Origin of the sequence: Lysobacter antibioticus (assembly GCF_001442535.1) — a bacterium.
Classification (GTDB): domain Bacteria; phylum Pseudomonadota; class Gammaproteobacteria; order Xanthomonadales; family Xanthomonadaceae; genus Lysobacter; species Lysobacter antibioticus.
Genome location: NZ_CP013141.1, coordinates 3,755,643 through 3,779,632, shown reverse-complemented (window position 1 = coordinate 3,779,632; position 23,990 = coordinate 3,755,643). Strand labels below are relative to the sequence as shown.

Sequence of the window (23,990 nt, the reverse complement as noted above, 5' to 3'; positions counted from 1 at the left end):
TCTCGTAAGGAGGAGTGAAGAGCAGGAGTGAGTGCGGAGGAGTGAGGAGCGAGCGGACAGTCAGGCGGGTTCGGGAACGGGGGTGTCGATCAGGGTCGCGTCGATGTTTTTCGTTGCCGGCGATTGCAGCGGGCCGGGTGCGGTGACCGCGCCCTGCGAGGCCGAACCGACCAGGCGCGCGTACTTGGCCAACACGCCGGTGGTGACGCGCGGTTCGATGCGCGCGGGCTCGCGCGCGGTGAGGTCGGCGGCGACGTCGAGACGACGCGTCTTGACGTCGATGCTGACCACGTCGCCTTCGCGCAGACGCGCGATCGGGCCGCCGTGCGCGGCTTCCGGCGAGATGTGGCCGACCATGAAGCCATGGGTGGCGCCGCTGAAGCGGCCGTCGGTGATCAGCGCGACGTCGTTGCTCAGGCCCTGGCCGACCAGGGCCGCGGTGACCGCCAGCATCTCGCGCATGCCGGGGCCGCCGGCCGGGCCCTCGAAGCGGATCACCACGATGTCGCCGGCGTTGATCCGGCGCGCCTGCACCGCGGCGAACGCGGCTTCTTCGGAATCGAACACGCGCGCCGGGCCGGCGAAATGTTCGCGGCCGTGACCGGCCAGCTTGAGGATGCAGCCCTCCGGCGCGAGGTTGCCGTACAGGATCGAATAGCCGCCGCGCGGCTTCAGCGGGTCGGCGATCGGACGCACCACGTCCTGCGCGTCGGCCATCCTGGCCTCGGCCAGCTCCTGGAAAAAGGAACGGCCGGTGACCGTCGGAATATCCTCGATCAAACCGGCCGCCTTGAGTTCGCGAGCCACCAGTGCCGCACCGCCGAATTCGAACATCTCCGCGGCGGTGTAACGGCCGCCCGGTTTCAGGTCGGCGATGACCGGCGTATGCGCGGCGGCTTCGAATTCTTCCAGGTCGAAGGCGACGCCGGCTTCGTGGGCGATCGCCAACAGGTGCAGTGCGGCATTGGTGGAACCGGCGGTGGCCGAGACCGCGCGCGCTGCGTTGCGCAACGCATGGGGAGAGAGAAGCGCTCGCGGTCTCGGCCCGCCATTGCGCAACTGGTGCATGACCATTTCGCCGCAGGCGCGCGCGGCCTCGGGCTTGTCGGCGTGGATCGCCGGGATGTCGTTGAGGCCCAGCGGCGACAGGCCCAGGAAGGTCAGCACCATCGCCATGGTGTTGGCGGTGAACTGACCGCCGCAGGCGCCGGCGCCGGGGCAGGCATGCGATTCGATGCGGTGCAGCTCGGCGTCGTCGATGCGCCCGGCCGAATGTGCGCCGACCGCCTCGAACACGTCCTGCACGGTCAGCGGCTTGTCGTCCTGGCCGGCCTTGGACGGACAGTGGCCCGGCATGATCGTGCCGCCGTAGAGGATCACGGTCGGGATATCCAGGCGCGCCGCGGCCATCGCCGCGGCCGGGATGGTCTTGTCGCAACCGACCAGCAGCACCATCGCGTCCAGGCAATGGCCGGACACCGCCAGCTCGATCGAATCGGCGATGGTTTCGCGCGAAGCCAGCGACGCGCGCATGCCGTCGGTGCCCATCGCGATGCCGTCGGTGACGGCGATGGTGTTGAACTCGATCGGCGTGCCGCCGCCGTCGTGCACGCCGCGGCGCACGTGCTGGGCCAGATCGCGCAGGGTGATGTTGCACGGCGAAACGTCGGACCAGGTGTGGACGACGGCGACCAGCGGTCTGGCGATGGCCGCGTCGTCGAGGCCGGTCGCACGCAACATCGCGCGTGCGGGGGCTCGGGCCGGGCCTTGCTTGATGGCGTTGCTTCTCACGAACAGGTGTTCCTAAGTCGTTGGCGACAGGAACCCAGGGCCTTAAAACGAAAAACCCCGCGCCTTTCGGGCGCGGGGTCTAGGTTCTTTCGACCTGGGTTGTGTGGTTTTGCTACACGAACCCGACTCCCGCGCTTGTAAGCGAGGTAATAAGTACGAGGACGAGAATAAGCGTGGCGATAACCGGCCCGTGTCGGAGCGCAACGCGCGCGGCGTCGTTCGAGGCCTGCTGGGCCTGGACCGAAGTCGTCTGCGAGTGGTTGCTGCGCTGCGTCATGTCAGCGAGAAGAACATGCCCGTTTGGGGCTTGTCAATAGTTTCTGGGAAAACCATCGCAGGGCGCGGACGCGGTCACATCTCGCCCGATCCAGCGAATGTGTCTTGTCCTTCCTTGCGGTTCCCGCGTTTCAACATGGGGAGCTTTCATTGCAGCTCTCCCCCTTTGGAAAGGGGGGGCGGGGGCATTTGCTTTTGCCCTTATCGCAAGGCCCGAGGCAAATCCCCGGCGCGTCGGCGCGTTCAGGCTTCGTGTTCACGCCGGGCGTGGCCTCTTCTTCAAAGGGGCGCATAGACCGCGCGCGTTCCCTTATGCGCCGTCCGCCAACAAGCGCTCCCGCAACGCCGCGTAGTCCGCCGGCAACGGTTCCGCGCTCGCCGGCCGGGCCAACGACTCGGCCAGCGCCGGCGGCGGTTCCACGACATGACCGACCAGCGGTTCGACGATGCTGTCGAACTTGGCCGGATGCGCGGTGGCGACTACCGCCCAAGGGCGTTCGTCGCCTTGCCCGCGCAAGGTCTCGAGCAGGTGCAGGCCGGTCGCGGTGTGCGGACAGGGCACGATGCCGTGGCGTTGCGGCGCGCTGCGGATGGTCTCGGTGATGGTGGCATCGTCGACGCCGACCGCGCGCACGGCGGCACGCAGTTCGGCATCGTCGCGATGCCAATGGCGCAGGCGCTCGAAGTTGCTCGGTGCGCCGACGTCCATCGCATTGGCGAGGGTCGCTCGGGTCGGCTGAGCCAGGTAGTCGGCGCCGGCGAAATAGCGCGGCAAGGTGTCGTTGGCATTGGTCGCCAGCACGATCTCGCCGATCGGCAGGCCCATGCGCTTGGCGACGAAGGCGGCGCAGGCGTTGCCGAGGTTGCCGGTGGGGACGATGAAGTTGAGCGGCTCGCCGCGTTCGGCGTAATGGCGTGCGGCGGCGTGGGCGTAATACGCCGCCTGCGGCAGCAGCCGCCCGAGGCTGATGCTGTTGGCCGAACTCAGCGGCCGTTGCGCGCGCAGGGCTTCGTCCGACAGCGCTTGCTTGGCCAGGCGTTGGCAGGCATCGAAATCGCCGTCGACGCGCAGCGCGCGGACGTTGTCGCCCCAGCAGCCCAGGCCATGCGCCTGGCGCGGCGAGACGCGACCGTCGGGATAGAGGATCACCACTTCGAAACCGGGGCGGCGATGGAAGGCGGCCGCGACCGCTGCGCCGGTATCGCCCGAGGTTGCGACCAGGATCGTGGTCGGCGGCGCATCGGCCTCGCGCAGGCCGGCGAGCGCTTCTGCGAGAAAACGCGCGGCGTAGTCCTTGAACGCGGCGGTCGGGCCGTGGAACAACTCGAGCAACCAATCGTCGGGTCGCGACAGCGGGCGCAGCGGCGCATCGAAGGAGAAGGCGTGCTCGCAGATCTGATCGAGGCGCTCGCGCAGCGAGGACTGCTCGAAGTAAGGCGCGAGAATAGTGTGGGCGGTGTCGGCCAGTCGCTCGGCGGCGAGCGGTTGCGACAACGGCAGGATGCGTTCGGGCACGTAGAGCCCGCCGTCGGGCGCAAGACCGGCGACGAGCGCCTGGTCGATCGCGGTCGGCGGGGTGTTGCCGCGGGTGCTGAGGAAGTTCATGCGATGTCCGGGTGAGTGAGTGCGGTGTTTGTAAGGAGGGCAGCCCCCTCGATCCCCCTTTCTCAACGGGGGAAGACAAGCACGTCGAATAGGTGGCAGCAGGAAGTAGGTGAAAGCCGGAAGCGTTTGCCGTTGCCGTTGCTACTCCCCCCTTTGACAAAGGGGGGCAGGGGGGATTTGCTCTGCCGCATCCCTACCCGATCACCTCCGCGCGCGGTCCCGCCACCGGCGTGACGTAAGCGCGCGAATCGAAGCCGGCGTCGGCGAAGGCTTGCTGCATCGCCGGTGCCGCCGCGGCCGCTTCGGCGCGCGAGGCGAACCAGGCGAAACAACTCGGGCCCGCGCCGGAAATGCTCGCGCCGAGCGCGCCGTGATCGAGCGCCGCCGCTTTGACCGCGGCGAAGCCGGGGATCAACGGGGCGCGACGCGGTTCGACCAGCAGGTCGACCAGGCCTTCGCGCAACAAGCCGGCATCGCCGCGCTGCAAACCGGTCAGGAACAAGGCCAGGTGCGCGCTTTGCTTCACCACCAACGCCAGCGCATACGGATCGGCGAGTACGGCGCGGGCGCGCCGCGTTTCCAACACCTGGTCCGGATGCACGACGACCGCGTACAGCCAGTCGGGCACCGACAGCGGAATCATCCGCGTCGAGGTCGCCATGACCACGCCGCCCAACAGCATCGGCGCGACGTTGTCGCCGTGGCGGCTGCCGCTCGACACCGATTCGCCGTCGAGGGCGAATTCGTACAGCGCATCGCGCGACAGCGGTTGCGCGAGCACCGCATTGGCCGCGACCAGCGCGGCGACGCAGGACGCCGCCGAGCCGCCGAGGCCGGAGCCGAGCGGTATGCCCTTGTCGAGTTCGAGTTCGAAGCCGTGGCCGAGGCCGAGTTTTTCGCGCAGCGCGATCAAGGCCTGGCCGGCGGTATTGCGCGCGGCTTCCAGCGGCAGCGAGTCGGCGCCGGGCACGTCGCCGCGGATCGCGCGGATGCGTACTTCGGGCGCATCGATGCGACGCACCGTGGCGACGTCGCGCGGCCCTTCGATCGAATGCCCGAGCAGGTCGAAGCCCACGCCGATGTTGCCGACGCTGGCCGGCGCGAACGCGCTGGCCTGGCGCCGCTGCGCGGCCGCGTCGGAGGCGGACGAAGCGGAAGAGGAGGCGGAAGAAAAAGCGGCGCTCATGCACGGGCTCCAAGGGTTTGCGCGATCGTCAGCAAGTCGCCGAAGACGCCGGCGGCGGTGACGTCCGGGCCCGCGCCGGGGCCTTGCACCACCAGCGGATTATCGGCGTAACGGCGGGTGCGGAACTGGATCAGATTGTCGGTGAGCGCGCCGTGCAAGGCGGCGTGGCCCGGCGGCGGCGAGACCACGCCGACGCTGGCGCGGCCTTCGCGATCGAGGCGGGCGAGGTAACGCAGGCTGAGGCCGGCGGCACGGGCGGCGTCGAAGCGCTGCTGCAGCGGCGCATCGAGTTCGTGCAGGCGCTCGAAGAATTCTTCCTTCGATACGCTGCGCAGCGCTTCCGGCACCAGGCTCTCGACTTCGATCTGGTCGAGCGACAGGGCGCGACCGGCTTCGCGGGCGAGGATCACCAGCTTGCGGGCGACATCGGTGCCGGACAGGTCGTCGCGCGGATCGGGTTCGGTGTAACCCAGCGCATGCGCTTCGCGCACCAGTTCGGAGAACGCGGTCTGGCCGTCGTAGCGGTTGAACAACCAGGCCAGCGTGCCCGAGAGAATGCCTTCGACTTCGGTCAGTTCGTCGCCGGTGTCGAGCAGCGAGCGCAGGGTCTGGATCACCGGCAGGCCGGCGCCGACCGTGGCTTCGTAGCGGAACTGGCCGCCGCTGCGCTCGGCCTCGCGGATGGCCTCGTAGCGCGCCAACGGGCCGGAACCGGCGTGCTTGCTCGGCGTGACGATATGGATGCCGGCGGCGATCCATTGCGGATAGAACGCGGCGACCGCATCGCTGCCGCTGCAGTCGACGATCAACGCATGCGGGATGTGTTCGGCGCGTACGTGCGCGGCGAAGCGCTCCAGCGCCAGGGTTTCCACGCCGTCGCCGGCCAGCGCTTCATGGGCGTCGTCGAAGGCCATCGCGCGCGGCGCGAGGTGCATTCGGCGGCTGTCGGCGATCGCGCGCAGGCGCAGGTCGACCTTGTTGTGGCGGCTGTCGCGTTGGAAACGCGATTGCGCTTCGTGCAATTGCGCGAGCAGGGCGCGGCCGACCTTGCCGGGGCCGATCAACCCGATCGACAGGCAATGCGGCGACAGCCAGAACGCCGAATGCGCCGCGCGCAGGGCGCGGGTGGCATCGCGCGCGGCGATCGCGACCGAGATGTTGCGCTCGCCGGCGCCCTGGGCGATCGCACGCAGATTGATGCGCGCCTTGGCCAGGCCGTCGAACAGCTGGGCGGCGACGCCGGGCGTGCCGACCATGCCGTCGCCGACCGCGGCGAGCACGCAGATGTCCGGGGTGACGGTGACCTCCTGGGCCTGGCCGTCGGCCATGGCATCGGCGAAGGCGGCGACGATGGCGTCGCGGCCGCGCGCGGCCTGGTCGGCGCGCACCACGCAACAGATCGAATGCTCGGACGAGCCCTGCGAAATCATCGTCACCGATACGCCGGCGCTGCGCAGCGCGCCGAACAGGCGTTCGGCGGTGCCGGGCACGCCGACCATGCCGTTGCCGATCAGTTCCAGCACCGCCAGGTCGTGGACCAGGCTCAGGCCTTTGACCGGCGCGGCATCGGGTTCCGATACCAGGCTGATCAAGGTGCCGGGTGCCTGCGGATTGCGGGTGTTGCGGATGCGCAGCGGGATGCCGCGTTGTTGCACCGGCGCCAGTGTCTGCGGATGCAGGACCTTGGCGCCGAAATAAGCGAGTTCGCAGGCCTCGGCATACGACATGGTCGGCAGGCACACCGCATCGGGCACCAGGCGCGGGTCGGCCGACAGCACGCCGTCGACGTCGGTCCAGATCGTCAGCGCATCGGCGTCGAACAGGTTGGCGAAGATCGCCGCGGAGTAGTCGCTGCCGTTGCGGCCGAGCGTGGTGTCGCGGCCCTGGCCGTCGCGGGCGACGAAACCGGTAACGACGACGTCGTTGTCGGCATGCTGTTTGCGCCAGTCGGCGAGGCGCGCGCGGCTCAGCGCCCAATCAACGCCGACACCCATCTCGCCCGGATGCACCACCAGCACCTCGCGCGCGTCGAGCCGCGCCCAGCCCGCGGCTTCGCCGCCGAGTGCGGCATGCATGAGGTAGGAGGACAGAACTTCGCCGAGGCCGGGCAGGGCATCGGCGTAGGCGCCGTCGGAGGCGGTCGCGAGCGCTTCGAGCGCCGCGCGCAGGCTGTCGAACTCGGCATCGATCGCCGCGTGCGCGCCGTGACGGTGTTGGCCGTCGAGTGTGTCGGCGGTGTCGAGGTGACGCTGGCGCAGGTCGGACCAGGCCGGTACCCAGTCCTGGCCGGCGCGGGCGCTGGCGACCAGGGCGACCAGCGCATCGGTGACGCCCTGCATCGCCGAGACCACCACCACTCGTTGCGGTGCGCCGTCGTCGAGCAGGCCGGCGGCGATGCGGTAACGGCCGGCGTCGGCCAGGCTGCTGCCCCCGAATTTGTGGGCATGGCGTGCGGGCGCGCGCACCGGCGCATAGGCCGAGCCCTGCATGGGCGGCGAGAAGGCTTGCGCCGGTTTGGACGCTTCGGCGTCGGAGCCAGCCGCTTCGGGCTGGTCGTCTAGAGCGGGCTGAGGTTGAGCGGACGACATGGAAAACTCCTGATGGAGCTCCGTGTCCCGGTTCGGGTGAGGCTGGCAGCCCGCACCCTGGTCGGGTGCGGAGCGGCGTGGTCGATTAGCTGGACACGCCCGTCCGCACCTTGTGAGAGGTGGTACCGGTACCGGTGGTGGTAATCGACATCGACGCAATCGCCGATACCCCGCCTTGCGGCCGGGTCGAGACGTTGCGGGCGATGGCGAAGGCGGGGTGCATGGGCTAGCAATAACCCGCCGTTGTGCGGCGCGTCAAGTGGGGGCCGGCAGGAATGTGGCGAACGGCGGAATCGGCCGCTGCCCGGGGCCCTCTCCCCCAGCCGGGCGCCGGCCCCCGGCGCGGGGAGGCGCCGGCGCGGACTCAGCGGCCGTAGTTTGCGGTGATCCGGGCCTGGCCGATGACGTGGTCCCGCAGCATGAAGGCGGCCAGGGCGCCGCCGGCATTGGTGTCGACCTTGAGTTTGTCGACCTTGAGCGCCCACACGGTGAATTCGTAGCGATGCGTGGTGCCCGCGGGCGGGCAGGGCCCGGCATAACCGGGCTTGCCGAAATCGTTGCGGGTCTGCACGGCGCCCGGCGGGAAGGCCTTCGCAACCGCGCTCGCGCCGCTGTCGAGAAACGTGGCCTTGGCCGGGATGTTGACCACCACCCAATGCCACCAGCCCTTGCCGCCCGCGGCGTCGGGGTCGTGCACGGTGACCGCGAAACTGCGGGTGCCGGCCGGCGGGTTGTGCCAGGCCAGCGCCGGCGACTGATTGCCGCCCTTGCAGCCGAAACCGTTGAACACGTAGCGCGCGTCGATCGTGTCGCCGTCGCGGATGTCGGGGCTTTCGACGACGAAATCGGCGGCCAAGGCGCACGGCGAGGCTAGCAGTAAGGCGACGGGCAGCAGGTGGCGCAACAGGTTCATGGCGTGGCATCCGTGTGGGCGATGGACCGAGGCGAAGGCATCGGCGGGTCATGGGCGTGCGCGCAGCACGATCACGAAAGGAGCGGCTGCGCATTATCGCCAGCCGGCGTGGCCTGGCGAGTGTCGGTGTGTCAGACGTTGCTTAGCTGCCCCACGGCGGCGCAGGTGCCGGCACCGGTTGGGTCAAGTCGAATTCGACCCGGAACAATCGCCCCGGGCGGGCGAGCTCGTAGACGAAGCGGCGCTCGTCGATCTCGATCGCCCAGACATTGGGAATCGAGACCGCGCGGCCGAGCTTGCCGAACAAGGCCTTGCTTTCGTCGTCGGCGGGAAACTCGTAGCGACCGGCGCGCGGCGACTCGCGCCAATCGCCGCCGTAAAGCGTCATCGCATCGGCGCTGCCGTCGGCGTGGCGATGATCGTGCTTGAGGTTAAAGCGCGTGCCGTCGTCGCGCAGCACCCAGGTGCGCGAGCGGTCGTCGCCGACATGGAACGGCACCCGGATTTCGTTCGCGCTGCATTCGCGGACGTGCATGACCAGCGGCTTGCCGGCGAAAGGGTCGTCGGCGCTCTTGGGCGTGTCGACGACGACGCGCCCGGCGAAGGCCTTGCCGCACAACGGGCGCAGGCGGTCGAGCAGATCGGAGCGGGTGGCCGTCGTTGTGGCGGTGGTCGCGGCGATGCCGGGGCCGGGCTTCGCGGCCGGGCCGGCGCAGGCGGACAGGGCCAGGGCCAGCGGGGCCGCGACGAGCGCGGCAAGGGCGGGCAGGAGGTGGGCGCGTCGGCGCGGCAGGGTCGGTTTCATCGCCGAACCCTAGCCGGCCCGGTCATCGCGGGCAATCGCGGCCGTCGCCGGGCACCGCCCGCGGCCCGGCCGGATTGGCGCCGTCGCCGGTTTCCATGTCTAATGCGCGTTGAAGCGGGGGTACCGCCGATGGCCTGAACGGCCCGGTGGTTGAGACAGACCCTTCGAACCTGATGCGGTTTAGACCGCCGTAGGGAAGCTTCGCCGGAGGCGCCTTCAGCGCGTCCGCGCGCCGCCCGCTTCGTCCCGGCTCGAATGAGCCAAGCTCAAAGAGCTATCCACAGGACGAACTCCGATGAATGCGGTGCCCAGCGAACTGATCCAGCAAGCCGAGAAGTTGTCGGCCGACGTCACCCGCCCGATCCCAGGCTCGCACAAGATCCATGTGCAAGGCTCGCGTCCGGACCTGCAAGTGCCGATGCGCGAGATCGCGCTGGCACGCACCCCGACCATCTTCGGCGGCGAAGACAATGCGCCGCTGGCGGTCTACGACACCTCGGGCATCTACACCGACACCGGCGCGGTCATCGACCTGGCCGCTGGCCTGGCGCCGTTGCGCGCGGCCTGGATCGCCGAGCGCGGCGACACCGAAGCGCTGGCCGGCCTGTCCTCGGAGTTCGGCCGCAAGCGCGAGCACGACCCCAAGCTGGCGCACGTGCGTTTCGGCAACCGGCCGCTGCCGCGCCGCGCCATCGGCGGCGCCAACGTCACCCAGATGCATTACGCGCGCCGCGGCATCGTTACCCCGGAAATGGAATACATCGCGATCCGCGAGAACCAGCGCCTGGAAGCGATCCGCGAAGGCCATCTGCTGACCCAGCACCCGGGCCAGAGCTTCGGCGCCAACATCCAGAAGATCATCACCCCGGAATTCGTTCGCGACGAAGTCGCGCGCGGCCGCGCGATCATCCCGAACAACATCAACCACCCGGAAAGCGAGCCGATGATCATCGGTCGCAACTTCCTGACCAAGGTCAACGCGAACATCGGCAACAGCGCGGTGTCTTCGGGCATCGCCGAGGAAGTCGAGAAGCTGGTGTGGTCGATCCGCTGGGGCGCCGACACGGTCATGGACCTGTCGACCGGCAAGCACATCCACGAAACCCGCGAGTGGATCATCCGCAACTCGCCGGTGCCGATCGGCACGGTGCCGATCTACCAGGCGCTGGAAAAGGTCGACGGCCGCGCCGAAGAGCTCAACTGGGAGATCTTCCGCGACACCTTGATCGAACAGGCCGAGCAGGGCGTGGATTACTTCACCATCCATGCCGGCGTGCTGCTGCGCTATGTGCCGCTGACCGCCAAGCGCGTGACCGGCATCGTCTCGCGCGGCGGCTCGATCCTGGCCAAGTGGTGCCTGGCGCACCACAAGGAGAATTTCCTCTACACCCACTTCGAGGAAATCTGCGAAATCATGAAGGCCTACGACGTGGCCTTCTCGCTCGGCGACGGCCTGCGTCCGGGTTCGATCGCCGACGCCAACGACGCGGCCCAGTTCGGCGAGCTGGAAACCCTGGGCGAACTGACCAAGATCGCCTGGAAGCACGACGTCCAGACCATGATCGAAGGCCCCGGCCACGTGCCGATGCAGTTGATCAAGGAGAACATGGACAAGCAGCTCGAGGTCTGCGGCGAAGCGCCGTTCTACACCCTCGGGCCGCTGACCACCGACATCGCGCCGGGCTACGACCACATCACCTCGGCGATCGGCGCGGCGATGATCGGTTGGTTCGGCACCGCGATGCTTTGCTACGTCACCCCGAAGGAACACCTGGGGCTGCCCAACAAGCACGACGTGCGCGAAGGCCTGATGGCCTACAAGATCGCCGCCCACGCGGCCGACCTGGCCAAGGGCCACCCGGGCGCGCAGGCGCGCGACAACGCGATGAGCAAGGCGCGTTTCGAGTTCCGTTGGGAAGACCAGTTCAACCTCGGCTTGGATCCGGAGCGCGCCCGCGAGTACCACGACGAGACCCTGCCGAAGGACGCGCACAAGGTCGCGCACTTCTGCTCGATGTGCGGCCCGCATTTCTGCTCGATGAAGATCACCCAGGACGTGCGCGACTACGCCAAGGAACACGGCGTCGAAGAAATCGCCGCGCTCGACGAAGGCATGGCCGAAAAGGCCGCCGAGTTCCGCGCCCAGGGCGCGGAAGTCTATCGTCGCGCCTGATCGTCGCGGATCGTCGAGAAGGTCCGGCGCGACGCGATGGCGTCGCGCTGGATTTCCAACATCGCGCCGCTTCTCCTGTAGGAGCGGCGTAAGCCGCGACCAACCGAAGCGTCGTACGAAAGCGCAGTAACCGAAGCCCCGAAGCCCCGAAGTCCCGAAGCCCCGAAGTCCCACGGCTCTGGTCGAGTGCGATCCGGATGCCTGCCGCTGCGGAGGCTGGCGTGGTATTCGGCCTCTTCGGTGGGGCGCGGCCCGCGCCGCTGCTACCCTTGAAGCGGTTGCGCGCTCACCCCTCTGTGCGCCGTCCGCCAAGTCCTGCACACTCTCGCCGCATGAGCGACCGCAGCTACACCTCCCTCAAATGGCGCGTCCATGCGCGACGCCACCCCTCGGCCTTCCTGCTCGCGGCGCAGCTGCTGAGCCTGCTCGTCTACCCCTTGTTCGAGCCCGCCGGCGGCGGACGGGTGGTGTTCGGCGCGTTCGGCGTATTGGTGCTGGCGTTGGCGGTATGGGTGGTCAACCGCAGCCCGGCGATCAAATGGATCGCCTGGATCATCGCGGTGCCGGCGTTCGTGCTGTCGGTGTTGTCGGTGCTGTACGCCAGCCCCGGTCTGTTGATCGCTTCCTCGGCGCTGGAGGCGGCGCTGTACTTCTACGCGGCCAGCGCCCTGATCGCGTACATGATGAGCGACCACCGGGTGACCGCCGACGAGCTGTTCGCCGCTGGCGCGACCTTCACCCTGCTGGCCTGGGGCTTCGCCTACGCCTTCCTGGTCTGCCAGGCCTGGTACCCGGGCAGTTTCATCGGCGCCGAACGCCCGGGCGAGCCGCGCACCTGGCTCGAGCTGCTGTTCCTGAGCTTCACCAATCTGTCGGCGGTCGGCCTTGGCGACATCCTGCCGATCAGCCCGGCGGCGCGGGTGCTGACCATGTTCGAGCAGCTCGCCGGGGTCGGCTACATCGCCGCAGTGGTCTCGCGCCTGATCGGCCTGACCATCCTGCGCAACGACCGGCCGTGAGGCCTTAACACCCTCGCGTTACAGGGCATTGCACGGGTCTTGGGCCCTTTTGGAACGATACGTTCCGGTGTTTTGGCCGGTTTGAGGCCGCCTGCGTCACTCGAACAGGTCCGGCTCAGCTTCGCGGACGCTAGAATAGGCGGTTCCAACGCGCTTTTCCGATTGCGCCATCGCGCCATGCCGGATATGTCGGTTTGTCGTTTCGCCGCCCATGCGTTCAGGCACATGACCGGCGGCGGGCGAGTGCGCATCATCAGCAGGATTCATGCCGCGAATTCACGAGCCATCGTTACCGACTCCGCCCGCCGAGCAGCTGCGGGTGGGGGAGTGCCTGGTCGACATCCCCTTGCGCGAGATCCGCGCACCGGGCGCCCGTCGGCCTCGCCGCATCACGCCCAAATCGATGGGCGTGCTGCTGGTGCTCGTCGAACACGCCGACCGGGTGGTCAGCCGCGACGCGCTGCTGACCGAGGTCTGGCCCGACACCTTGCCGACCGACGACGTGGTCACCCAGGCCATCACCCAACTGCGCAAGGCCTTCGACGAAGACCGCGGTAATCCGCGCTACATCGAGACCATCGCCAAGAACGGCTACCGCCTGCTGGCCGAGGTCGAATGGCTGCCGCAGGAGAGCGCGGCCTCCACGCACCACGAGCCAGCCGACGACGTTGAAATATCGACCGCACCGGCGGCGTTGATCGACGAGCGCGTCGAACCGGTGCCCTTGCCGAGCCACCCGCGTCCGCGCGGCACCTGGCGTTCGATCGTCGGCGTGATCGCGCTGGTGATCGGCCTGGTCGGCGGCCTGGTGTGGTGGTCGCTCGCGCGCCAGACGCAATCGCAGGCGGCCGCACCGGCGGTCGATCCGGCGCGCGCGACCAATACGCCTCGCCCGTATCGCCTGATCACCTCGATGCCCGGCTTCGAGCTCGCCCCGACCCTGTCGCCCGATGCGGCGATGGTGGCTTACGTGGCGATTCCCGAAGGCCAGCGCGGCACCGCGATCCTGGTGCAGACCACCGATCAGACTCCGCCGCGCCAGCTCACCCAACCGAACGGCCAGGCCGAGGACAGCGCGCCGGCGTGGTCGCCGGACGGTCGTTCGATCGCCTTCCTGCGGCTCGAACCCGGGGTGTCGTGCCGGGTGCTGGTGATCGCCGCCAACGGCGGCGCCGAGCGCGAAGTCGGCAGCTGCGACTCGCGAAATCCGCCGACCTTCGATTGGACCGGCGACGGCCGCGGCCTGATTTTCGGCAGCATGTGGACCCCGCAGGGCATCGTCGGCATGCGCGTGCTCGACCTCGCCAGCGGCGAGTGGCGCGCGGTGCCGTACCAACCGGGCGCCGGCAACCTCGACCTGTCGCCGCGGTTCTCGCCGGACGGGCGCTGGCTGGTGTTCGTGCGCAACAGCCCGCAGGGCGATTTCTGGCGCCTGCCGGCCGAAGGCGGCAAGGCCGAACGCTTGAGCCATCTCAGTGCCGACGTGCGCGGCTGGGACTGGTTGCCGGACAGCCGCAACATTCTGTTCGGGCGGATGATCGACGGCGATACGCGCATGTTCCGTCTCGACCTGGACACCGGCCAGGCCCGCGACCTCGGCATCGAGTCGGCGCAGGCGCCGGCGGTGGCGGCGGCGCGGCCGGCCGCGGCCTTCGTCCAGCGCAAGCCGTACTTCGGCCTGTTCCGGGTGGTGCTCGGCGACACCTCGCAAGGCGCGGTGCACGTGGTCGACCCGCTGTTCCCGTCCTCGGCGCGCGACATCCTGCCGACCATCGCCCCCGACGCGCACCAGATCGTGTTCGTCTCCGACCGCTCCGGCAGCACCCATCTGTGGTGGGCCGACATGAACCAGCCCGATTCGCTGCGCATGCTGCAGGGCGTGCAGCCCGGAACGCGTTATGCGCCGTCGTGGTCGAGCGACAGCGCACGGGTGACCGTGGTCGGGCCGGACGCCGAAGGCCGCAACGTGGTCCACGAGATCGTCCCGGCCAGTGGCCGGGTCACTCGGCTGCCGGTGCCGCTGCCGGACCCGATCCAGGCCGTGCAACTGCCCGACCCGCATCGCCTGCTGGTCCTGGCCGGCACCGGCGACGGCCGCCTGAGCCTGAATCTGTTCGACCGCCGGCTGACGCCCTGGCGCCTGCTGACCCAACTGGCCGATGTTTCCGAGGTCCGCGTCGACGGCGCCCGCAACCGTCTGCTGTTCACCCGCCAGACCGAGGCCGGGCTGTGGCAGTCGGACCTGGCCCTGACCCCGGCCAGCGTGCGTCGCATCGACGACGGCGAGCCGGTCGCCGACCGCTACCGGCTCTGGGACGTGGCGACCGAGACCGGCGAGCTGCGCTATCTCGATCAGCAGCCGACCTGCCTGTCACTGCTGCGCCGGATCGCCTCGCCGGAGTTGCCGCCGTCGGTCCTGTGCCTGGACCAAAGCCGGCGTTCGGCGATCAACGGATTCAGCCTGAGCCCGCGCGGCGACGCCGTTTATCTGGCCCTGGCCAAGTGGGACGGCGCTGATATCGGTTACATGGACCTGCCCGAAGAGCCGAAGACCTTCGTGCCCGGCTGGCTCAACTGATTGATTCTGCAAATAAATGTGCTTTCGGAAAAGCTTCGGTTGTGACGTCGTTCCGAATTCGCCTAACTCTCCGTCAAATTTCTGAAGTCGCGCGCCGGACTTAGGCAAAACAACACCTCATTCTCGGCACATGAGGTGGACCAATGGAGCAAGCATTGTGGGCGGATCGCGGACAGCTGTTGCAGCTGGACGCTCAGGATCCCGCCATTCAGGCCAGTTGCGTCGGCGTCTCCCGTCTCGGCAGCGCCCAGCTGTCGGGCACGCATTTCTCGATCTGGGTCCAGCTGCGCGGCAGCTCCTGGGTCGAAGCCAAGGAAGGTAAGTTCCGCCTCAAGCGCGGCGACTGGATCGCGTTCGAACGCGACTCCAAGCCGGTCCTGCAGGCCGACCGCTACGGCGTCTGCGTCGGTCTCAACCTGACCGCCGACGCGATCAAGGCCATGACCCGGCTCGCCGAGTGCAGCCTGTATGCCGGCCGCGGCCGCATGAGCCGCCACGACGCCCGCATCGCCCTGCGCCTGTGGCGCCAGGCCCATGCCCGCAACGGCGAGGCCGACGGCGGCCTGGACATCAACGCCCTGCGTCCGATCCTGCTGCACCTGGCCGGCGTCCAGCGCGAGCTGACCGCACGCATCCAGCGCTGCCCGGGCCGCTCGCGCAGCCGCAAGCGCCAGGTGTTCGGCCGTCTGCAACGCGCCCGCCTGTACCTGGAAGGCAACTGCGACCGGGTGGTGCGGATCAGCGAGTTGGCCGAACTGACCAGCTTCTCGAGCTGGTACTTCTCCAAGACCTTCCACAGTCTTTATGAGGAGAGCCCGCAGGCGGCCTCGGCGCGCATGCGTCTGGAGCACGCGGCCGATCTGCTCAAGAACACCTCGATGATGATCGGCGAAGTCGCCGCGGCGAGCGGTTTCGACAACTGCTGCAGCTTCGCCCGCGCCTTCCGCGCACGCTTCGGCACCTCGGCCACGCGTTACCGCAGCGCAGCCGCCAGCGCCAAGCTGGAAGCGGCGAAGCCGGCGGCCGCACCGCTGCGCAAGGCCGCATAAGCCGCATCGTTTGTCGCGACACGCGGATCGGCGCATGCGCCGTACGCAACACCGCAATACGTAAGCAGGACGACCGCTGAAGTTTCGAATGCGCGCCGCGCGCGCATCGAAACTTCGGCGAGGATCGTGGCCCCGGCCACGAGCGCAGGGCCAGCCCGGCACGATCGCCGCACGCGATCTCCCAGCACGCAGCGCCATTGCGATTTATTTCTCCAGCAACCTGCGCTGAATCGTTGCGCAGTCGAGCGCGGTGCGATGCCGCGCTCGCCGCCGTTTCGATTTATCGGTCGTTCATGCCGAGCGCATCGACAGCATCGGCAAACTTTCTCGTCTGCGCGCGCAAACCTGTGCGTCGCCTGAGTGTGTCGTCGCATCGACTCGCTGTCGACGATCGATCGCGGCGTGCGCATCGCGTTTTCATCGGCGCTTGATTGCATCGTTGCGTTGTGACCACGACCGCGACGACTCAATCGGCAAAGTCTCCCGGCCTCAAGGGCAAAGCAGCAACGGCTTGCGGGTCGTACTTTTGCAAAGCGTTTTAACACGCCCATAACGAGATTACTGGAGAGAGATAGATGAACCATCGCAGTCTGCGCCCCGCGGCGCGGTACGGCTTGCTGCCGTCCGCCATCGCCACGGCGTTAGTGTCGGCCCTGATCCCGGCGATCGCCGGCGCACAGGAAGCCGACGCCTCCAATCAGGCCACCACCACCCTCGACCGCATCGAAGTCACCGGTTCGCGCATCCGTCAGGCGAATCTGGAAACCTCGCAGCCGGTCGTCACGATGACGCGCGCCGACATCCAGAAGCAGGGCTTCACGAGCGTCGCGGACATCGTCCAGAACATCACCGCCACCGGTTCGCCGGCGATCTCGCGCGCCGACGCGCTGTCGTCGGGCGAAGAAGTGGGCGGTCAGTACGTCGACCTGCGCAACCTCGGCCCGCAGCGCACGCTGGTGCTGATCGACGGTAAGCGCATGGGCATCAGCTCCAGCGGTTACTCCGACTTGGCAGCGATCCCGAGCTCGATCGTCGAGCGCATCGAAGTCCTCACCGACGGCGCTTCGGCCCTGTACGGTTCGGACGCGATCGCCGGCGTGGTCAACATCATCACCCGCAAGCGTTTCGACGGCCTCGAAGCCAGCGCCTACCTGGGCCAGTACGGCCAGGGCGACGGCAACAAGGAAGTCTATAACTTCGTCGTCGGCCAGACCGGCGAGCGCGGTTCGGTGACCTTGGGCGCCGAGTACAGCAAGGAAGATCCGGTCATGGCCCGCGATCGCGCCTTCACTCGCTACCCGAACGGTCGTGGCCATCCCTTCCCCGATCTCGGCGGCGCGAACGGCGGCGTGCGTAGCAACGGTTGGAGTGCCATCAATCAGTGGGGCACGCTGATCGATACCCTTGGTGATGCCGATCCGGACAACGACATTCTCCTGACGGCGAACCGTGGTACGACGAATACCAAGGACAAGAACAACTTCCATGAGACCAACGGTCTCACGGACATGGCCAACGCGAACGAACAGATGTATCTGTCGACCGGCCTGGAGCGTCGTTCGGTGTTCGCCAATGCCGAGTTCGACATCACCGACAACCTGCGCGCCAAGGCCGACGTCCTGTACACGGACCGCGAAGCCGTCCAGCAGATCGCCGGCTATCCGTTCCGTTCCACCGGTTTCAGCGATCGCTACGAAGGCGACCTGAGCCTGAAGGCCGGCAGCGCGTTCAACCCGTTGGGTCGTGACGCCGACTTCTTCCGCCGTGGCTGGGAAGTGCCGCGCCAGACCAAGTCCGAGCTGACCACCTACCGCTTCAGCGGCGGCCTGGAAGGTTCGTTCGAACTGGCCGGCAAGCCGTGGGATTGGGACGCTGGTTACATGTACAACCAGAACAAGGGCGTCAAGACCGGCACCGGCAACCTGTACCTGCCGCACGCCGAGAAGGCCCTGGGTCCGTCGTTCATCGACGCGGGCGGCGTGGCCCGTTGCGGCACCGCGGCCAACCCGATCGCCGACTGCCTGGCGTGGAACCCGCTGCTGGGTCCGGACGTCAATGCACCGGGTTCGTTGAACAACAAGGATCTGCAGAAGTACCTGTACCTGCCGACCCACGACACCTCGACCACCAAGACCGAGGTCTACAGCCTCAACCTCAGCGGCGTGCTCGCCACGCTGCCGGCGGGCGATCTCGGCCTGGCGGCCGGTTACGAGCACCGCAAGGAATCGGCGCACTACTCGCCGGACGCCCTGCTGCAGTCGGGCCTGAGCACCGACCTGGCCGGTAGCGAAACCCAGGGCGGCTACTCGCTCGACGAGCTCTACGTCGAACTCGCCGTGCCGGTGCTGGCCGACGTGGCCTTCGCGAAGGAACTGTCGTTCAGCCTCGCCGGTCGTTACTCGGACTACAACACCTTCGGCGACACCACCAACGGCAAGTTCAGCCTGAAGTGGAAGCCGATCGACGACCTGCTGGTGCGCGGCACCTACGCGACGGGCTTCCGCGCCCCGACCGTGGCCGATCTGTACGGCGGCGTCAGCGAGAGCTTCGACAACTACACCGATCCTTGCGACACCTCGTTCGGCTCGGCCGTGCGTAACCCGCAGGTCGCCACCCGTTGCGGCGGCGCGGTCCCGGCGAACTTCCGCCAGGTCGCTTCCGGCGGCCGTCCGGCCACCGGCCCGAACGCCCAGTCCGACAGCGCTTTCCTGTCCGGTTCGAACCCGAACCTGATGCCGGAAACCTCGAAGTCGACCAGCATCGGTTTCGTCTATAGCCCGAGCTACGTCAGCGGCCTCGACATCAGCCTGGACTGGTGGAAGATCAAGATCGACGACGTGATCGCGGCTGAAACCGTCACCTCGATCCTCAACAACTGCTACGTGCTCGGCATCGATTCGGCCTGCAGCCGCTTCGAACGCGATGCCGATGGCCAGGTCGTGGGCGTGACCCGCAACCTGATCAACGGCGGCTACCAGGAAACGGCCGGTTACGACCTCGGCGTCGCCTACCGTCTGACCGACACCCGCTTCGGCAACTTCTCGTTCAGCTGGAAGACGACCTACGTCGACTACCTGGAATACAAGCGCGACGGCGAGTCCACCACGCCGGTCGAGCAGCGTACGAGCTGGGTCGCCGACGGCGCCAGCAACTTCCGCGTGCGTTCGAACTTGAACGCCGACTGGAGCTACGGCGACTTCGGCGCGAGCTGGGGCGTGCGTTACTACTCCGGCCTGAAGGAAGAGTGCGCGTATGACCTGAACGGCGGCGCGGAATGCGACAAGCCGAACTACCAGTCGGGTTACAAGGGCATCCAGCCGATCCGCGAAGTGGGCGGCAACACCTTCCACGACATGCAGGTCCGCTACAACACCCCGTGGAACGCCACGGTAGCGGTGGGTGCGAACAACGTGTTCGACCACGTCGGCCAGACCATGTACAGCCAGCCGAACAGCAGCTTCTCGTACAACGGCAGCTTCGACATCGGTCGCTTCGTGTACATGAAGTACACCCAGCGCTTCTGATAAGCGTCAGGTAGTACCCGCAATACGACTACGGCCCCGAAAGGGGCCGTAGTTTTTTGTGGTGTAAGCGGCCGGTGATGTTGTCGCCGTTGGTTCTGGGCTAAATCGATAAAACAGCGAGAGTGGACGAAGAGGCGAGTGCCGTGAGCCGGCGCTTTTGGAAAGAACAGAAAGTAGCTGCCTTTTATCTGGCAAGGCGATGACGCATGAGGCGCCATAAGCGAGTCAGACCCGGAAACAAAAAGCCGCCCGAAGGCGGCTTTTGCTTTTGTGCAAACGTATCGAAGATCAGAACTTCGGCTTGTCTTCTTCCGAGGTGGCCGCGTAGCGCTCGATGGCTTCGACCAGGATCTTCTTGGCTTCTTCGGCGTTGCCCCAACCGTCGAGCTTGACCCACTTGCCCTTCTCCAGGTCCTTGTAGTGCTCGAAGAAGTGGCCGATGCGCTCGAGCCAGTGCGGGCTGACCTGTTCGATGTCGTGGATGTGGCTGTAGCCGGCGAAGACCTTGTCGACCGGCACGGCGAGCAGCTTTTCGTCGCTGCCGGCTTCGTCGGACATCTTCAGCACGGCCACCGGACGGCAGCGGATCACCGAGCCGGGGATCAGCGGCAGCGGCAGGATCACCAGCACGTCGGCCGGGTCGCCGTCGCCGCAGACGGTGTGCGGGACATAGCCGTAGTTGCAGGGATAGCGCATCGGGGTCGACAGGATGCGGTCGACGAAGATGGCGCCGGAGGACTTGTCGACCTCGTACTTGACCGGCTCGGCATCCTTCGGGATTTCGATGATGACGTTGATCTCGTGCGGCGGATTCTTGCCGGTGGAAACGAGGTCCAGACCCATGTGTGCTCCGACTGCTGAGGCCCGCCGGAAGGCGGGCGGTGAAAGAAAGAGGGCCATTCTACGCGGCCGGGTGCTGCGTTGCAGCACGCAGCTTGGGCGGGTTCGGGCGGGGGCCGGCGTCTGCGTAAACGTCCAAGCGGCGACAAAGCTGCGGCTTCGTGCATGCATCGGCGGCGAACCGTGCGTCAGCCGCGGTGCCGCTGGGCGCCGTTGCGGGCCGCGTCCAAAACGTCCAGGCGCCGTCCAACGGGCGCAGGGCCCAGTTCCCGGCGGGTGTGCTTGCCGCTCGCTGCGCAGGGTGTTAATCCTGCATTTAGATCGATACAAATGCGGGGAGCGACGATGGCGTGGTGGGGCTATGTCGAGCAGGAGCTGATCGGTTTCTTCGGCCTGGGGGCCTTGCTGCAGCTAGTGGCCGAGCAGGGCTACCGGGCGCTGCTGAGCGCCGACGGGGCCGCGGCCTTGTTGTACCCGGTCATTCCGATCCTGCTCGTGTACGAGCTGCTGCGCACGATCGCCCAGCGCCGCTTCAAGCTCGAGGACTACAAACTCCCGTTCCTGACTCTGTTGGCCAACCGGCTGATCTCGACCTTCCTGACCTTCGGCGTGGTGACCTTGTGCATCGGCCTGTTCCAGCCGTATGCGCCGTTCCAGGTCGGCATCGGCGTGCCCGGGCTGATCTACGGTTACCTGGTCTGGGAGTTCGCCCATTTCGTCTATCACTACCTCGCCCACAAGGTGCGCTTGCTGTGGTGCCTGCACTCGACTCATCACGCGCCGGTGGCGATGAATCTGTCGGTCAACTACGCCCACCTGTTCCTGGAGGCGCCGTACGCGGATCTGGTGCGCACCACGATCTGCATCCTGGCCGGGGTCGAGCCGCCGCTGCTGTTGCTGATCATGTTCGTCGACGGGCTGTGGGGGCAGTTCATCCACCTGGGCGAGCACGCGCTCAAGGACGGGCGCTTGGGGTTCCTGCACCGGGTGATCCTGACGCCGGCGCACCACCGCGTGCATCACGCGCGCAATGCGGTCTACATGGACACCAATTTCTGCAATCTGCTTAATGTCTGGGACCGCGTGTTCCGTACTTATCAGCCGCAGCGTGAGGATGTGCGGATCGAGTACGGCATCACCCGGCCGCTGAAACCCGGCAGTTTTCTCGATGCCTACCTGGGCGAGTTCGTCGCCTTGTCGCGCGACGTCGCCGCCGCGCCCGGATGGAAGAACAAACTGCTGTATCCGATCATGCCGCCGGGCTGGAGCCACGACGGCGAGCACAAGACCGCCGAGGTCAGCAAACGTGCCTGGCTGGCGCAGCAGGGGGCGCAATGAAGCGTCGGCAGATCGCGTTGCTGTGGTTGGCGGCGGCCTTGCCGACCGCAATGGTCTGCGCGGGCGAGCCTGCGCGAACCAATCTCGCCTTGCATCGCCCGGCCACCGGCTCGGCGATCTGCAAGCCCGGAGAGGAGGCGCAGAAGGCGGTCAACGGCTTGCTCGCCAGCAAGACCCACGACAAGTTCTGTTCGCTGCAGCGGCCGGCCTGGCTGCGCGTCGATCTGCAAGCCGAGCGCGAGCTGCGCGGCTTCACCGTCAAGCATGCGCAAGCCGGCGGCGAAGCGGCCGCCATGAACACCCGCGCTTTCGCGCTGTCGGTTTCCGGCGACGGCGCGACTTGGCGGCAGGTAGTGAAGGTGGACGACAACGTCGACGGCGTGAGCGTGCATCGCATTGCCCCGACGCGGGCGCGTTATGTGCGCCTGGACATCGCGCAGCCGGCGCAGGACCCGGCCGACCCGGCGACCCGCATCTACGAGCTGGAAGCCTGGTGACCGCGTCTCGCGGCGGCTCGGCATCGGCTCGGCATCGGTACTGGGGCCGACCCTAGCGTGGGTACGCCCTAGCTTGGATGCGGCCATACGTCTGCGTATCTAGGAGGCTCGTACTCCGTCCATCGCAGGCCTGCCATGTCCGTACAGCTCGACGCCACCCGTTCCGCGCCGCCGACCGACACCTATTGGAACGATCCGGTCGCCGCCGACCCGAACCGTCTGGCCGAGCCAGCTGTCATCCAAACAGCAGTCGCCGACACGACAGTCGCCGAGCTTGCCGAGCCTGACCGCCCGGCGCTGGACGAGGCGGTGGCGATCGACGGCAGCGACACGAATCCGCGGCAGCGCACCCAGGGCACTACGCCGGACGGCAAGACCGTACGGATCGATCCGCTGCACCAGGGCGCCGAAGTCTCGATCGCGCGCGAGCAGACCCTCGCCGACGCCGGCCTGGGTCGCACCTATGTCAGCAGCGACCAGGTCGTGCTGACCACCGGCGCCAAGAACGACGACGTGCAGATCACCCAGCGCGACGACGGCACCCTCGATGTCGGCATCAACGGCGAGAAGTACGAGGTGCGCCTGGGCGAGAACCAGGAGCTGACCATCCGCAGCGGCGCCGGCAACGACACCATCAATGTCGCCTCGAACGTGAAGGTGAACATCGTCGTCGACGGCGGCGCCGGCGACGACAAGATCGCCACCGGCGCGGGCAACGACCGCATCGACGGCGGCCTCGGCAACGACACCGTCGCCACCGGCGCCGGCCGCGACGATCTGTTCGGCAACAGCGGCGACGACCGTCTCGATGCCGGCGACGGCGACGACGTGGTCTATGGCGGCGACGGTGCCGACACGCTCGGCGGCGGCAACGGCGTGGACTTCCTTGAGGGCGGCCAGGGTCAGGACACGCTCGAAGGCGGCGCCGGCAAGGACATGCTGTCCGGCGGCCTCGGCGACGACAGCTTGGGCGGCGGCGACGGCGACGACGCGGTCTATACCGGCGCCGGCAAGGACACGGTCGACAACCGCTCCGGCCACGACACCGTGTACGCGCAGCAGGCCAGCGACCTCATCAATGCCGGTACCGGCGCCCGCAACACGGTGATCAACGTCGAGATCAGCGCCAGCAAGGGCGTGACCATCGAGGGCTCGGACGCGTTCAAACAACGCGTCGGCGCCGAGATCGAGTTCCTGCGCAGCTCGCCGAACGGACAGCAGATGCTGGCCGAGTTCGACCAGGCCGCCGCGCGCGGCAACACCGTCACCATCAAGGAACTGGCCAACGAGCACAACGGCTACGCCCAGACCTTCAGCAACGACGCCGACATCGCCAACGGCAAGCCCGGCGCCGGCGGCGACGTGCAGATCAGCTACAACCCCTCGTTCCACATGGCCGAGTTCCCGGCGCCGGTGGTCGTGCTGTATCACGAGATGTCGCACGCCTATAACGGCGTCACCGGCACCTTCCAGCCTGGCACCTATCGCGGCACCGGGCCCGACAACGGCGAGGTGCCGAACGCCGAGCGCCAGGCGGTCGGCCTGGAGACCAGCGCACCGGCCTACGATTTCGACGGCGATCCGAATACGCCCAAGACCACCGCCAATCCCGATCATCTGACCGAGAACGGCATCCGCGGCGAACTCGGCCTGCCGGACCGGCCGAGCTATACGCTCTGAACCTCGCCGGCGCCGCGTTCGCCTTTGCGGCGACTCGGGTACGCGCGCTCCGGTGCCGCCTGGAAAGGGCCGCATCGGCCTTGGACTGCGCGATGATCGGCCCCGTCACCTTCAGCAACGCGCTCAT

Annotated in this window: 16 protein-coding genes and 1 riboswitch; of the genes, 8 read left to right on the top strand and 8 right to left on the bottom strand. The window is 67.7% G+C overall.

Going from position 1 to position 23,990, the window contains the following annotated elements:
- Positions 1-60 precede the first annotated feature (60 nt).
- The 6 genes from ilvD to GLA29479_RS15285 form a co-directional block, all read right to left on the bottom strand.
- Positions 61-1,791, bottom strand: coding sequence for a dihydroxy-acid dehydratase (ilvD, locus tag GLA29479_RS15310; protein ID WP_057972088.1), 1,731 nt, complete (start codon positions 1,789-1,791; stop codon positions 61-63).
- A 586-nt stretch (positions 1,792-2,377) separates the two neighbouring features.
- Positions 2,378-3,673, bottom strand: a complete 1,296-nt coding sequence (thrC, locus tag GLA29479_RS15305) for a threonine synthase (RefSeq protein WP_057972087.1) — start codon at positions 3,671-3,673, stop codon at positions 2,378-2,380.
- A 193-nt stretch (positions 3,674-3,866) separates the two neighbouring features.
- Positions 3,867-4,859 (bottom strand): homoserine kinase, encoded by a 993-nt coding sequence (locus tag GLA29479_RS15300; protein ID WP_057972086.1) that lies wholly within the window; start codon positions 4,857-4,859, stop codon positions 3,867-3,869.
- Positions 4,856-7,348: a bifunctional aspartate kinase/homoserine dehydrogenase I gene (gene thrA, locus GLA29479_RS15295; protein WP_057972085.1), complete on the bottom strand. Its 2,493-nt coding sequence runs from the start codon at positions 7,346-7,348 to the stop codon at positions 4,856-4,858. Before thrA ends, GLA29479_RS15300 begins: the two co-directional genes overlap by 4 nt.
- A gap of 463 nt (positions 7,349-7,811) precedes the next feature.
- Positions 7,812-8,360, bottom strand: coding sequence for a YbhB/YbcL family Raf kinase inhibitor-like protein (locus tag GLA29479_RS15290; RefSeq protein ID WP_057972084.1), 549 nt, complete (start codon positions 8,358-8,360; stop codon positions 7,812-7,814).
- Positions 8,361-8,502: 142 nt separating this feature from the next.
- Positions 8,503-9,165, bottom strand: a complete 663-nt coding sequence (locus GLA29479_RS15285; protein ID WP_057972083.1) for a hypothetical protein — start codon at positions 9,163-9,165, stop codon at positions 8,503-8,505.
- 106 nt (positions 9,166-9,271) lie between these two features.
- A riboswitch (TPP riboswitch) is annotated at positions 9,272-9,380 on the top strand.
- 80 nt (positions 9,381-9,460) lie between these two features.
- Between GLA29479_RS15285 and thiC the strand changes: the two genes are divergently transcribed.
- The gene (gene thiC / locus GLA29479_RS15280) at positions 9,461-11,338 is read left to right on the top strand and encodes a phosphomethylpyrimidine synthase ThiC (RefSeq protein ID WP_057919110.1); all 1,878 of its coding nucleotides are present in this window, start codon (positions 9,461-9,463) and stop codon (positions 11,336-11,338) included.
- A 332-nt stretch (positions 11,339-11,670) separates the two neighbouring features.
- Positions 11,671-12,357 (top strand): ion channel, encoded by a 687-nt coding sequence (locus GLA29479_RS15275; RefSeq protein WP_057972082.1) that lies wholly within the window; start codon positions 11,671-11,673, stop codon positions 12,355-12,357.
- Positions 12,358-12,453: 96 nt separating this feature from the next.
- Here the strand turns inward: GLA29479_RS15275 and GLA29479_RS25355 are convergent, their stop codons facing one another.
- Positions 12,454-12,624 carry a hypothetical protein gene (locus GLA29479_RS25355; protein ID WP_161786062.1) on the bottom strand — a complete coding sequence of 57 codons (171 nt, stop codon included), beginning with the start codon at positions 12,622-12,624 and terminating at the stop codon, positions 12,454-12,456.
- On the opposite strand from GLA29479_RS25355, the gene GLA29479_RS15270 reads away from it, so the two are divergent.
- The 3 genes from GLA29479_RS15270 (at position 12,623) to GLA29479_RS15260 (ending at position 19,508) form a co-directional block, all read left to right on the top strand.
- Positions 12,623-14,935, top strand: coding sequence for a winged helix-turn-helix domain-containing protein (locus GLA29479_RS15270; RefSeq protein WP_057972081.1), 2,313 nt, complete (start codon positions 12,623-12,625; stop codon positions 14,933-14,935). The genes GLA29479_RS25355 and GLA29479_RS15270 overlap by 2 nt on opposite strands.
- 143 nt (positions 14,936-15,078) lie before the next feature.
- Positions 15,079-15,984, top strand: a complete 906-nt coding sequence (locus tag GLA29479_RS15265; protein ID WP_057919107.1) for a helix-turn-helix domain-containing protein — start codon at positions 15,079-15,081, stop codon at positions 15,982-15,984.
- A 575-nt stretch (positions 15,985-16,559) separates the two neighbouring features.
- Positions 16,560-19,508, top strand: coding sequence for a TonB-dependent receptor plug domain-containing protein (locus GLA29479_RS15260; RefSeq protein ID WP_057919106.1), 2,949 nt, complete (start codon positions 16,560-16,562; stop codon positions 19,506-19,508).
- A 288-nt stretch (positions 19,509-19,796) separates the two neighbouring features.
- On the opposite strand, the gene ppa is transcribed toward GLA29479_RS15260, so the two are convergent.
- Positions 19,797-20,351, bottom strand: a complete 555-nt coding sequence (ppa, locus tag GLA29479_RS15255) for an inorganic diphosphatase (protein WP_031370347.1) — start codon at positions 20,349-20,351, stop codon at positions 19,797-19,799.
- Positions 20,352-20,693: 342 nt separating this feature from the next.
- Between ppa and GLA29479_RS15250 the strand changes: the two genes are divergently transcribed.
- From GLA29479_RS15250 to GLA29479_RS25985, 3 genes are all read left to right on the top strand, one after another.
- Entirely contained in the window at positions 20,694-21,686 is a 993-nt protein-coding gene (locus GLA29479_RS15250) for a sterol desaturase family protein (RefSeq protein WP_057972080.1), read from the top strand.
- Positions 21,683-22,183 (top strand): discoidin domain-containing protein, encoded by a 501-nt coding sequence (locus GLA29479_RS15245; RefSeq protein WP_057972079.1) that lies wholly within the window; start codon positions 21,683-21,685, stop codon positions 22,181-22,183. The genes GLA29479_RS15250 and GLA29479_RS15245 overlap by 4 nt, the downstream gene beginning before the upstream one ends.
- 135 nt (positions 22,184-22,318) lie before the next feature.
- Positions 22,319-23,863 carry a M91 family zinc metallopeptidase gene (locus GLA29479_RS25985; RefSeq protein ID WP_057972078.1) on the top strand — a complete coding sequence of 515 codons (1,545 nt, stop codon included), beginning with the start codon at positions 22,319-22,321 and terminating at the stop codon, positions 23,861-23,863.
- Positions 23,864-23,990: the final 127 nt, after the last annotated feature.